We start from the raw sequence: 12803 nt of genomic DNA, 5'->3' as shown, positions 1-12803 counted from the left end.
CGAGTCCCGAGTCCCGAGTCCCGAGTCCCGAGTCCCGAGTCCCGAGTCCCGAGTCCCGAGTCCCGAGTCCCGAGTCCCGAGTCCCGAGTCCCGAGTCCCGTGTCCCGTGCCCCGTGTCCCGTGCCCCGCGCCCCTCTCACCCAAACGGCAAACCGAGCGCCAGCCGATCGCGGGTGTAGGCGTATCCGGACTCGATGGCGTCGGCGAAACGGTCCCAGGCCAGCAGATCGATGCTGTCGACCGGGGGCTTCAGCATCAAATCGGATATGGCGGCGTTCTGGGCGGCGGCGCCGGCGGAGTTGACCATGCCGGCGCGCAGCAGAATGCGCAGGATGCCGGGGCGCCTGGGGCCGCCGCGCCAGCGCCGGGTGAGCATCTGCCACAGCGGCGGCAGATCGGTCTCATCGAGTTCGGACACCAGGGCGTGCTCACCGGCGATGTCGATGCCGATGATCGGCCCGGCATTGCGCTTGCGCATGGTTTCCACCGGCAGATTGTCGATGACGCCGCCGTCGACCAGCACCCTTCCGGCGCTGCTGACCGGCGGCAGCACACCGGGAATGGCAATGGACGCACGCAGGGCATGCCAGAGTGAACCCTGCTCGTGAATCACCGCGCCGCCCCGGGCCAGATCAGCGGAAACGCAATAGAAGGGGAGCGGCAGATCCTCGATATCGCCCTCGCCGAATTCACGCCGCAGCAGGCGCGAGGCCTTGCGTCCGGCCACCAGCGCGACCAGTGGCAGGGTGTAGTCGCTGAGCGGATTGCTGCTGACGAAGGATCGGTGGAAGGTCTGGTACAGGGTTTCGTCTTCCCATTCCAGAGCCACCGCGGCCGCCATCAGCGCGCCGATCGAGGTGCCGCCGACGGCATCGATGCTCAGGCCAGCCTCGCGCAGCGCGCGGATCACGCCGATATGGGCGAATCCGCGGGCGCCGCCGCCGGAAAACACCACGCCCACCGAGCGTCGCGCCAGTTGCCGTGCCAGGCGATCGATGTCGGCGAGATCGCGCAGATGAAAATGCTGCTCCACCTGCAGACGCTGCCGCCAGGCGCGCGCCGCCCCAGGAATGATCCTCCCGGGCTGCAGCAAGGCCAGGGCTACGGTCTGGGCACCTTCGCATTGCGGCACGTCGATGCTCAGCGAGCTGGACGCGCGGGTGGCATTGGCGATGAGCAAGAGCTGATCGGCCTGCCGGCGGCAGCGCTCGTTCCAGGCCGATTGGCCATAGCTGCCCACGTAAAGGACGAAGGCGTGTTCCGCCTCCAGCGCATGCAGTTCGCCTATCGATGCCTCCAGGAAATGCTCGGCGTCGACCACCACCGCCTCGCCAAAGCGCCCGAGAGCGGTGCCCAGGCGCTCCACCATGGCATCCAGATCAATACCGTCATGGGCCGGCAACAAGGCCAGCGTGCGCGGAGGCGCTTCCTGGCGGCCCCCCTGCAGCGTGCGCTCCAGGCGCTCCACCGCGATCCGGGCCACCGCCAGCATGGCTTCGGGCTGCGCCCGGGCCAGCCGCTCGAAAGCCTGCAGACTGAAGCGCACGATCTCGGAATCGCGCAGCGCCCGCACCGTGGCCGTGCGCGGATGCCCCGACAGCAAGGCCATCTCGCCGACGGTCTCGCCGGGATGGATACGACCGACCAGTTGCAGACGCGCGTCGAGTCCCCGGAAGGCACCGAGGCAACCGGCGATCAACACATAGACGGCATCGGGCGGATCGCTTTCGCGGAAGAGCTCGGCGCCGCCGGGCAGCGCTATCCATTCCAGTTCGTCAGCCACGCGTACCAGCGAGCGCCGATCCAGCCCCGCGAACAGCGGCAGATGGGCCACGCGGGCCAGCAATTCGGATCGGCGTGAAGGGCTTTCCATGCTCGAAGTGTGGTGAATGCCGCTGTTGCCGGCAAGGACCTTCGGCAGGCGACTGCCAAGCGAGCTTCGACCATCGACTCGGCAGGCCGCCTGCTACCCTAGGGCCCAAGCCGCCGATTGCAGTGCGGCACTGCCTCGGGAAGCCCGCCCCCCATGTCGATCCAAGCCGCGATCCACCATCTCACGCACTACCGCTACGACCGTCCGGTCAGCCTGGGCCCGCAGATCATCCGCCTGCGCCCGGCACCGCACAGTCGCACCCGGGTGATCTCGCATTCGCTGAAGGTGTCGCCGGCCGAGCACTTCGTCAACTACCAGCAAGACCCCTACGGCAACTGGTTGGCGCGCTTTGTCTTTCCCAAGCCGGTGACCGAACTCAAGATCGAGGTCGATCTGCTGGCCGACATGACGGTCTACAACCCCTTTGACTTCTTCGTCGAGGAAGCGGCGGAGTTCTGGCCTTTCGACTATGCCGCGGATCTGGCGCCGGATCTGTCGATCTACCGCACTCCCGAAGCGGCCGGGCCGCAGTTCCAGGCCTTCCTCCAGGCACAACGTCCCAGGGACAAGATCCGCAGCGTCGATTTCGTGGTCGGACTGAACGCCGCGCTGTCGCGGATGCTGGAATATGTGATCCGCATGGAACCGGGCGTGCAGACGCCCGAGGAAAGCTTCACCGCCGGCAAGGGCTCCTGCCGCGACTCCAGCTGGTTGCTGGTGCAGGCCCTGCGTCACTATGGCTTTGCCGCGCGTTTTGTCTCGGGCTATCTGATTCAGCTCAAACCGGATCTGGTGGCGCTGGACGGGCCGGCCGGTACCGACCATGACTTTACCGATCTGCATGCCTGGTGTGAGGTCTATCTGCCCGGCGCCGGCTGGATCGGGCTCGATCCCACCTCCGGGCTGCTCGCCGGCGAGAGCCACATTCCGCTGGCGGCCACGCCGCACTATCGCAACGCCGCGCCGATCTCGGGCACGATGACCTTCGCCGAGACCCAGTTCGACTTCGCCATGGAGGTGCGCCGGGTGGCCGAACATCCGCGCATCAGCAAGCCCTTTTCCGACGAGTCCTGGGAGCGGCTGAACGCGCTCGGTCGGCAGGTAGACCAGTCCTTGCAGGCCGGCGATGTGCGCCTGACCATGGGTGGCGAACCGACCTTCGTGTCCATCGACGATTTCGAATCGCCGGAGTGGAACATCGATGCGGTGGGTCCCACCAAGCGCGGCTTTGCCGACCGCATGATCCGGCGCCTGCGCCAGCGCTTCGCGCCCGGTGGTTTTCTGCACTATGGACAGGGCAAGTGGTATCCCGGAGAAACGCTGCCACGCTGGACCTTTTCGCTGTACTGGCGCGTCGACGGCAAGCCGATCTGGCATCGCCCGGAATTGATCGCTGAGGAAACGCAGGATCACAAGGCAAGCTTGCCGCAGGCACAGGCGCTGCTGACCGGCATCGCCGATGAGTTGGGGCTGGAACAGGAATACGTGGTGCCGGCTTTTGAAGATCCGGCCGAATGGCTGCTCAAGGAGGCCAAGCTGCCGGAAAACGTCGATCCGCAGAACTCCAGACTCAAGGATCCGGAGGAACGCAAGCGCATGGCTCGGGTGTTCGAGCGCGGCCTCAATGATCCTGCCGGGTATGTGTTGCCGGTGCAGCGCTGGCAGTCGCGCAGTCAGGGCCGACGCTGGCGCTCACAGCGCTGGACGCTGCGCCGTGGCCACCTGTTTCTGGCGCCGGGCGACAGCCCGGTCGGCTACCGGCTGCCGCTGGGTGCTCTGCCCTATGTGCCGCCGTCGAAGTATCCGCACATCGAAACCCTGGATCCGGCGGTACCGCGCGGCGAACTGCCGGAGTACGCCAACGCCCCCGGCGTCGTGCCGCTGCAGCACGGGCAGCCGGCGCAGGCACGCGCCCAGTTCACCGAGTCCGAAGTCACCCAGACCCGCAACGAGCAGGAACTGAATACCGAGATCGGCGGCGCCGTGCGCACCGCGCTCACAGTTGAACCACGGGATGGTCGGCTGTGTGTGTTCATGCCGCCGGTCGAGCGTCTGGAGGACTATCTGGAACTGGTCGCCGCGGCCGAACTGTCGGCGGCCCGCCTTGGGGTGCCCGTACATATCGAGGGATACGGTCCGCCGCAGGATCCGCGCCTGAACGTGATCCGGGTGGCGCCCGACCCCGGCGTCATCGAGGTCAACATCCACCCGGCCGCCAGTTGGGAAGAGTGCGTGTCCACCACCGAGGCCGTCTACGAGGAAGCCCGGCAGATCCGAATGGGCGCCGACAAGTTCATGATCGACGGCCGCCACACCGGCACCGGCGGCGGCAATCATGTCGTGGTCGGTGGCGCCACGCCGCTGGACAGTCCCTTCCTGCGTCGTCCGGATCTGCTGCGCAGCCTGATCCTGCACTGGCAGCGCCACCCCAGCCTGTCCTACCTGTTCTCCGGCCTGTTCATCGGTCCGACCAGCCAGGCGCCGCGCATCGACGAGGCCAGACACGACTCGCTGTACGAGCTGGAAATCGCGCTGGCGCAGATTCCACGTCCTGGCGAAGGCCTGCCGCCGGCACCGTGGCTGGTCGACCGCCTGCTGCGCAATCTGCTGACCGATGTCACTGGCAACACCCATCGCTCCGAGATCTGCATCGACAAGCTGTATTCGCCCGATGGTCCCACCGGGCGCCTGGGCCTGGTCGAGTTCCGCGGTTTCGAGATGCCACCCAATCCGCGCATGAGTCTGGCCCAGCAGTTGCTGATCCGGGCGCTGATTGCCCGCATGTGGCAATCGCCCCTCGGTGGACGGCTGACCCGTTGGGGCACGGTGCTGCACGATCGCTTCATGCTGCCGCACTTCGTCTGGGAGGATTTCCTCGACGTGCTCGATGATCTTCGCGCACACGGCTTTCCCTTTCAGCCGGACTGGTTCGAAGCCCAGGCCGAATTCCGCTTCCCCTTCTGCGGCGCGGTCGACTATCAGGGCGTGCACCTGGAACTGCGTCAGGCCCTCGAACCCTGGCATGTGCTCGGCGAAACCGGGGCCATCGGCGGCACGGTGCGCTACACCGATTCCTCGGTCGAGCGCCTGCAGGTCAAGCTCACCACCACGGACAGCGAACGCTACCGGGTCTACTGCAACCGCCGTCAGGTGCCGCTGAACCGCACCCGCACCGGCGGCGTGTCAGTGGGCGCGGTGCGCTACAAGGCCTGGCAGCCGGCCATGTCGCTGCATCCGGTGGTGCCGGTGCACGCGCCACTGACCTTGGACATCTTTGACACCTGGAGCGGTCGCGCCATCGGTGGCTGCGTCTATCATGTGGCCCATCCGGGCGGGCGCAACTACGAGACCTTCCCGGTCAACAGCAACGAAGCCGAGGCGCGGCGGCTGGCCCGGTTCGAGGCCAATGGGCACACCCCGGGCTGGTATGCGGACATACCGGAATTGCCGCATCCGGAGTTTCCGATGACGCTGGACCTGAGGCGTCCGGCCGGCGTCTGAGGACCTTGACATCGGTCGATGGCGGCGGCCTGTCGGGGTACCGAAGCGCGAGGAGGAGGAATGGCGAATCCATGGCGAGTACCTGCAGCGCTGTCCTCGACACGCCATCTGGTTGAGCGCGGCTGATGACGGTTGAGGTCCCGGTCGGCAGTGATCTGGCCAGACTACTGGCCGCTTATCGCCCTCCGGCGGGGGTATCCGACGAACTGCTGGACGGCCAGGGTCAGATGCGTCCTGCCTGGGATCGTTTGCTGACGCAGATCGTGCAACTGTCGCCCGGGCAACTGCAGGAACGCATGCTGCGCGGCGACCGCTATCTGCAGGACGCGGGCGTGTTCTTCCGCCAGTATGACCAGCAGGTCAATGCCGAACGCGACTGGCCGCTCAGTCATATGCCGGTGGTCATCGACAGTCAGGAGTGGGCCGGCATCTGCGCCGGCCTGATCGAAAGAGCTGATGTGCTGGAGCGCATTGCTGCCGATCTCTACGGCGACCAGCAACTCGTGCGCGGTGGCCATCTGCCGGCCGAGTTGATCGCTGGCAACCCGGAATGGTTGCGGCCACTGGTGGGTGTCAGGCCGCGTTCGGGCCACTATCTGCACTTCATCGCCTTTGACATCGGCCGCGGCCCGCGGGGACGCTGGTGGGTGCTCGGTGACCGCACCCAGGCGCCATCGGGCGCCGGCTTCGCGCTGGAAAACCGGATCGCGACCAAGCGCGTCTACGCCGACATCTATGATCAATCCCGAGTGCGCCATCTGTCGGCCTTCTTCCGCGATTTCCGAGCGGCGCTGGAAGGGCTGAGGCAGGATCCACAGAGCCTGATCGGCATGCTCACGCCGGGTCCGCTCAACGACACCTATTTCGAACAGGCCTACATCGCCCGTTACCTCGGCATCCTGCTGCTCGAAGGTGAAGATCTGGCCGTGCGCGACGGCCGACTGCTGGTGCGGACAGTGGCCGGCCTGCAGCCGATCGAGGTGCTGTGGCGGCGTCTGGATGCGGCCTGGGCCGATCCGCTGGAACTCAAGGAGCAATCGCGGCTGGGCACCACCGGCCTGCTGGGCGCGCTGCGCGCCGGCGGCGTCGATCTGCTCAATGCCCTGGGCAGCGGCGTGCTCGAAGCCCGGGCCTTGCTGGCCTTCATTCCGCGCATCGCCGAGCAGCTCAACGGCACGCCGCTGACCCTGCCCAATATCGCCACCTGGTGGTGCGGGCATGCGCCCGAGCGGGAGCTGGTCAAGCGCCAGGCAGAGCGCATGATCATCGGTTCGGCCTGGTCCACACGACTGCCTTTCGAGGTCGATGCGCAGACCGCCATCGGTGGTCGCTGGGTGGAACCGAATGAAGCAGATCTGCAGCGGTGGATCGACCAGAACGGGGCCCAGCTGGTCGGCCAGGAGGCGCTGACGCTGTCGACGACGCCGGCCTTCGAAGACGGTCGTCTGGTGCCGCGGCCGATGAGTCTGCGCGTATTCCTGGCGCGCACGGCGCAGGGCTGGACGGTGATGCCGGGTGGCTTTGCCCGGATCGCGCACTCCCCCGATGCCACCTCGATCGCCATGCAGCGCGGCGGTTCGGCCGCCGATGTCTGGATCGTGAGCCGCGATCCGGCTGAATTCGACGACAGCCGCGGCGGTGCCGAGGTGACGCAGGGGCTGCAGTCCATTGCCCTGCCGACGCGGGCCGCTGACAACCTGTACTGGCTGGGACGCTACATCGAGCGCTTCGAGGGATCGGCGCGTCTGGCCCGCGCCTATCATTTGCGCCTGGCAGAGTCGGGACGCGAACCGCATCCGCTGCTACCGCAGCTGGAGGGTTTCGTTGAACGCCTGGGCATGCGCATGGAGGAAACCGTGCCCGACGCCATGGGCCAGGCGCTGAACTCGGCCAGGCACTGCGCCGGCCAGGTGCGCGATCGGCTGTCGGTGGACGCCTGGCTGGCATTGAAAGACCTGGGCAAGACCGTGGCACAGCTGCGCCCCGCCGCCCAGCCCGGCGAGGATGGTGCCCGCGCCATGGGTGTGCTGCTGCGCAAGATCTCCGGACTCTCCGGCCTGATCCACGAAAACATGTACCGCTATACCGGCTGGCGTTTTCTGAGCCTGGGCAGGGCGCTGGAGCGGGCGCTGGGAGCCGCCAACCTGCTGGCCGAGTTCGCCGAGCCCGATGCACGCCATGGCGGTTTGCATCTGGCACTGGAGGTGGCCGACAGCATCATGGTGCACCGGCGTCACTACGGGGTGGCCATCAGTCGCGAGTCGGTCATCGATCTGCTGGCGCTGGACGAACTCAATCCGCGCTCACTGCGCAGCCAGCTGGATCAGATTCATGAGCAGGTGCAGTTGCTGCCGGCCGCCGCGGCCATCGCCCATGCGCCGCTGCGCACACTGACCCAGGGCCTGAGGCGCAGCCTGCGGGCACATCATGCTCACACCCTCGATGCGGGCGCCTTGCGCGGCATCTGGCTGGAACTCAGCCAGGTCTCGAGCGCGCTGACCAGCGCCTATCTGCGCTGAGCCCCGATCGGCACGACAGACCCCGGCGGGAGCAACGACATCGCAACACCCGATCTGTTCAGGTCATTTGCAGGAGTCCATCGGCCAGCCATGCGCTATGACATCGAACTCAGCATCCGCAACCGCTATCCGCATTGCGCCGACCATGCGCGCTATCTGCTGCGCCTGTGCCCGCGGGATCTCGATCCCCGGCAGACGGTCAGCGCCGCCGACGTGACCGTGACCCCAGTGCCTGCCGAGCGCCGCGAGTTTGTCGACTTCTTCGGCAATCGGGTGCTGGAAATCGCTTATGCCAGCAGCGAAAGCGAAGTGAGAATGGACTTGAAGGCGCAGGTCGAACGCCGCGGGCTTGCGGTGCCGCCGGATAGCTCGCCGACGCTGTCCGATCTGCCCGCCCAGATCAGCGCCGTGGATTCGCTGGCTGCCGAGGCGCCCCATCACTTTCTGGGTGCTTCTGCCCGGGTGGCACCGCATCCGCAGTTTCAACGCTACGCTCAGGCTCACAGCGCACCGGACCGCAGTGTGCTCGATGGCGCGATCGCCATCGGCAGGGCGCTGCATCGCGACATGCGTTTCGACCCGGAGGCCACCACCGTGGACACCCCGGCGCTGGAGGCTTTCAGCCAGCGCCACGGCGTCTGCCAGGACTACGCCCACATCATGATCGGCGCCCTGCGCAGCATCGGCATACCGGCAGGCTACGTCAGCGGCTTCCTGCGCACCAACCCGCCCCCGGGCAAACCACGGCTGGAAGGCGCCGACGCCATGCACGCCTGGGTGCAGTTCTGGTGTGGACTGCAGATGGGCTGGATCGAATACGACCCTACCAACGCCATGTACGCTGACGTCGACCACGTCGTGATTGCCCGCGGCCGCGATTACAGCGACGTCTCGCCGATCAAGGGCGCCCTGCGCAGCGCCGGCGAGCAGCACAGCGAGCAGCGGGTCACGGTGAGGCCGTTGGAGCCGGGGCACGAGGAAGGGGGCGCCACGGGGCAAGGGGCACGGGGCACGGGGCACGGGAAAAGCACGTAGCCCGGGTAAGCGCAGCGCACCCGGGGCCACTACCCATGAATCGTCCAGACCAGTCTGGACTCACAAGAGCAATGCCGCCCCGCTGTCTCTTGCCCCCGCTCACCCGTGCCCCGCCTCCCCGTGCCCCGGCATTTCCAACACCGACCACCAGCAACCCAAAGCCCCCTTGCCCTCCGCTGCAACCGCCCTCAGATAGACTCGATCGATCTTCTGACCTGACGCCGCCCATGACCAACCCGCTGCTCGAAAACCTCGCCCTCCCCGCTTTTGACCGTATCCAGCCCGAGCAGGTACTGCCCGCGGTCGACGCCTGCCTGTCGCGCTATCGCGCACGGGTGGAAGAGCTGGTGGCTGCTGCCACCGACGCGCCCACGTGGGATACGCTGATGGCGCCGCTGGAGGCCGAGGAAGCCGCATTGGAACAGGCCTGGGGTCCGGTGACCCATCTGCATTCGGTCGCCGATTCCGAGCCCCTGCGCGAGGTCTATCAGCAGGCGCTGGACCGGATCACCGATTTCAGCAGTGAGTTGGGACAGCACCGCGGCCTGTTCGAAGCGCTCAAGCGCCTGCGCGATTCCGCTGAATTTGAATCGCTGCGCGCCGATCAGAAAGCGGTCATCGAGCACGAATTGCGCGACTTCGAGCTCTCCGGCGTGGCCCTGGAAGAGCCTGCGCGCACCCGATTCCGTGAAATCTCGCGGGAGCTGGCGCAACTGGAAACCGCCTTCGAGCAGGCCGTGATGGATGCCACCGATGCCTATGTGCGTCCGCTCAAGGCCGAGGAGCTGATCGGCATTCCAGAGTCCGAACGCGCGCTGCTGGCGCAGGCCGCCAAGGACCATGATCTGGACGGCCATGCGCTGACGCTGCAGTTTCCCGTCTACAACGCCGTCATCACCTATGCCGAGGATCGCAATCTACGCTTCGAGGCCTATCAGGCTTTCGGCACGCGGGCTTCGGATCAGGGCCCGCAGGCAGGTCAGTTCGACAACGGCCCACGCATCGAGCAGATCATGGCGCTGCGCCACGAGGCCGCGCAGCTGCTGGGTTATGACAATCCGGCGCTGCTGTCACTGGCTACCAAGATGGCGCCGACGCCGGATCGCGTGCTCGGCTTCCTGCGTGACATCGTCGCCCGCGCGCGACCCGGCGCCGAACGTGAGCTGGCCGATCTGGCCGAATTCGGTCGCGAGCACGGTATAGCCGAGCTGCAGCCCTGGGATGTGCCTTTTTTGTCCGAGAAGCTGCGGCTGGCGCGCTACCAGCTTTCGGATGAGGAACTCAAACCCTATTTCCCGCTGCCGCGGGTGCTGGCCGGTCTATTCGAACTGACCGAGAGTCTTTTCGGCGTGCGCGCGCGTGAGCGCGCCGGCGTGCCGGTGTGGCACGGCGATGTGCGCTACTACGAGCTGGTCGATGCCGACGAGCGTGTGGTGGCAGCCTTCTATCTCGATGCCTACGCCCGCGCCAAGAAGCGCGGCGGCGCCTGGATGGATGTCTGCCGCACCCGCTTCCGCCACGGCGAAGGTCTGGAGCGGCCAGTGGCCTATCTCACCTGCAATTTTGCGCCGCCGGTCGGCGGCAAACCTGCTCTGCTGACCCACGACGATGTCACCACCCTGTTCCACGAGTTCGGTCATGGCCTGCACCACATGCTCACCGAAGTCGAAGCCCGCGGCGTCTCCGGCATCAGTGGCGTGGAATGGGATGCGGTGGAACTGCCCAGCCAGTTCATGGAGAACTTTTGCTGGACTCGCGTGGGCCTGGATCGCATCACCGCCCATGTCGACACCGGCGCGCAGATGCCTGAGGATCTGTACCAGCGCCTGCTGGCCACGCGCCACTTCCATGCCGGGCTGTTCCTGGTGCGCCAGCTGGAATTCGGACTTTTCGATTTCCGTCTGCATCTGGAATTCGAACCCGGTCAGGGCGCCCGGGTGCTGGAGCTGCTGGAGCAGATCCGTGCCGAAGTCTCCGTGCTGCGCCCGCCGAGCTGGCATCGCTTTCCGATGAGCTTCGGCCATGTCTTCGCCGGTGGCTATGCCGCCGGCTACTACAGCTATCTGTGGGCCGAGGTGCTCTCGGCCGATGCCTACGCGGCCTTCGAGGCCGCTGGCATCCTCGATGCCGACACCGGGCTGCGCTTCCGCCGCGAGGTGCTGGCCGTCGGCGGCTCGCGCCCGGCCCTGAGTTCCTTCACCGCCTTCCGCGGCCGCGAACCCGAGGTCGATGCGCTGCTGCAGAGCTACGGCCTGGCCGCTTGAGCCCTTCGGGCTGGTTGTTGGTTGTCGGTTGCTGGTTGCTGGTTGCTGGTTGCTGGTTGCTGGTTGCTGGTCACGTTGTCCGCGCAGCGGGCCACGTGACTTCCAGCCTGATTGAGATCTGGTCCTCACGCCCCCATGATCTGGTCATGACTGGATTTCTGCTCTGGCTGTTGCTGTTGATCGTGTGCTGGCCGCTGGCGCTTCTGGCGCTGGTGCTCTATCCCTTCGTCTGGCTGCTGAGCCTGCCCTTCCGGCTGGTCGGGATTGCTGTCGGCAGCGTCTTCGAGCTGCTGCATTCGATCCTGATGCTGCCGGCACGGGTGTTGCGCGGCCCGCCCCGGTAGAGCGGGTTGCGGGTTGGCGGTTGTCGGTTGCTGGTCAAGAGTGGCGCGGCGCCCTGTAGGAGCGACCTTGTGTCGCGACCGCCGGCTCGGCATCCGCCGCCAGCAAAAGCGCCAACGCAGAGAACGCCGAGATCCGCAAAGAACGCGGAGAGAAGCTGATTCTGCCTTTCTCCGCGTTCTCTCTGCTTTTCCTTCGCGTTCCCTGCGTCCTGCTTCTGACCACGAACCGCCGCGGTTCCCGGTTTTCGCCGCGGCAGGCGGAACGGCGGTCGCGACGCAAGGTCGCTCCTACCGCACGGTGGCGGCTTGCTCCAACAACCGACAACCCACAACCAGCAGATCGCGACACAAGGTCGCTCGTACCGCGCCCCGCCTGCTTTTCTCTGACAACCGACAACCCACAACCGACAACCGCTTCAAAGCCCCGAGCCCGGGCTCGCCTGCGCTGGGGTAGCATCGCGCCCCTATGGCCAAGATCATCGCAGTCACCAATCAGAAGGGCGGAGTCGGCAAGACCACCACCTGTGTCAACCTCGCAGCGGCGCTGGCCGAGGCGCGGCGGCGCGTGCTGCTGATCGATTTCGACCCGCAGGGCCATGCCACCATGGGTTCGGGCATCCCCAAGAAGGAATCCAAGCCCTCCGGTTGCGAGGTGTTGCTGCACGAGGTGCCGATCGAGCAGGCCATCCGCCGCGTCGAGGCCGGCTACGATCTGCTGCCTGGCAACGGCGACCTGACCGCGGCCGAAGTGCGGCTGATGCCGGCGCCCGGTCGGGAGATGCGCCTGAAGCAATTGCTGGCTCCGATCCGCAGCAAGTATCACTATGTGCTGATCGATTGCCCGCCCTCGCTCGGCGTGCTGACGCTGAACGCGCTGACCGCTGCCGACAGCGTACTGATCCCGATCCAGTGCGAGTTTTATGCGCTTGATGGTCTGACCGCGCTGCTAGACACCATCAAGGCGGTCAAGGCCAGCGTCAATCCGGCCTTGCAGATCGAAGGCCTGTTGCGCACCATGTTCGACGTGCGCAACAACCTCGGCAATGAAGTCTCAGGGCAACTGCTCAAGCATTTCGGCGACAAGGTCTTCCGCACCATCGTGCCGCGCAATGTGCGCGTGGCCGAAGCGCCGAGTCATGGGCAACCCATCACCCAATACGATCGCGATTCGCGTGGCGCCGTGGCCTACCTCGGCCTGGCCGGAGAAATCCTGCGCCACGAACGCGAACAGGCGGCGCAACGCGCCGGAACCCAAGGATAAGTCGTA

At 66.4% G+C, this 12803-nt stretch carries 6 protein-coding genes and 1 pseudogene; 6 read left to right on the top strand and 1 reads right to left on the bottom strand.

Translation table 11 applies throughout. From position 1 onward, the window contains the following. Nucleotides 1-136: 136 nt before the first annotated feature. Nucleotides 137-1873 carry a patatin-like phospholipase family protein gene (locus H7A19_01625; protein MCP5473521.1) on the bottom strand — a complete coding sequence of 579 codons (1737 nt, stop codon included), beginning with the start codon at nt 1871-1873 and terminating at the stop codon, nt 137-139. A gap of 153 nt (nt 1874-2026) precedes the next feature. Between H7A19_01625 and H7A19_01620 the strand changes: the two genes are divergently transcribed. From H7A19_01620 to H7A19_01595, 6 genes and pseudogenes are all read left to right on the top strand, one after another. Further along, the gene (locus H7A19_01620) at nt 2027-5374 is read left to right on the top strand and encodes a transglutaminase family protein (protein ID MCP5473520.1); all 3348 of its coding nucleotides are present in this window, start codon (nt 2027-2029) and stop codon (nt 5372-5374) included. A 125-nt stretch (nt 5375-5499) separates the two neighbouring features. Then, nucleotides 5500-7893, top strand: coding sequence for a circularly permuted type 2 ATP-grasp protein (locus H7A19_01615; GenBank protein ID MCP5473519.1), 2394 nt, complete (start codon nt 5500-5502; stop codon nt 7891-7893). A 90-nt stretch (nt 7894-7983) separates the two neighbouring features. Next, nucleotides 7984-8928 (top strand): transglutaminase family protein, encoded by a 945-nt coding sequence (locus tag H7A19_01610; GenBank protein ID MCP5473518.1) that lies wholly within the window; start codon nt 7984-7986, stop codon nt 8926-8928. A gap of 227 nt (nt 8929-9155) precedes the next feature. Further along, nucleotides 9156-11192: a M3 family metallopeptidase gene (locus H7A19_01605; GenBank protein ID MCP5473517.1), complete on the top strand. Its 2037-nt coding sequence runs from the start codon at nt 9156-9158 to the stop codon at nt 11190-11192. Continuing rightward, a pseudogene (locus H7A19_01600) lies at nt 11189-11389 on the top strand (hypothetical protein). Before H7A19_01605 ends, H7A19_01600 begins: the two are co-directional and overlap by 4 nt. 613 nt (nt 11390-12002) lie before the next feature. Beyond that, a complete protein-coding gene (locus H7A19_01595; protein MCP5473516.1) occupies nt 12003-12797 on the top strand; it encodes a ParA family protein in 795 nt (264 codons plus the stop codon). Nucleotides 12798-12803 lie beyond the last annotated feature (6 nt).

This window comes from Rhodanobacteraceae bacterium, from assembly GCA_024234055.1.
Taxonomy (GTDB): Bacteria; Pseudomonadota; Gammaproteobacteria; order Xanthomonadales; family SZUA-5; genus JADKFD01.
The sequence above is the reverse complement of the archived record's forward strand: the minus strand, read 5'-3'. Positions and strand labels throughout refer to the sequence as shown.

Excerpts from the sequence above, each read along its gene's own strand:
- H7A19_01595 (MCP5473516.1), top strand. The coding sequence starts at position 12,003 with ATGGCCAAGATCATCGCAGTCACCAATCAGAAGGGCGGAGTCGGCAAG.
- H7A19_01625 (MCP5473521.1), bottom strand. The coding sequence starts at position 1,873 with ATGGAAAGCCCTTCACGCCGATCCGAATTGCTGGCCCGCGTGGCCCAT.
- H7A19_01610 (MCP5473518.1), top strand. The coding sequence starts at position 7,984 with ATGCGCTATGACATCGAACTCAGCATCCGCAACCGCTATCCGCATTGC.
- H7A19_01615 (MCP5473519.1), top strand. The coding sequence starts at position 5,500 with ATGACGGTTGAGGTCCCGGTCGGCAGTGATCTGGCCAGACTACTGGCC.
- H7A19_01605 (MCP5473517.1), top strand. The coding sequence starts at position 9,156 with ATGACCAACCCGCTGCTCGAAAACCTCGCCCTCCCCGCTTTTGACCGT.
- H7A19_01620 (MCP5473520.1), top strand. The coding sequence starts at position 2,027 with ATGTCGATCCAAGCCGCGATCCACCATCTCACGCACTACCGCTACGAC.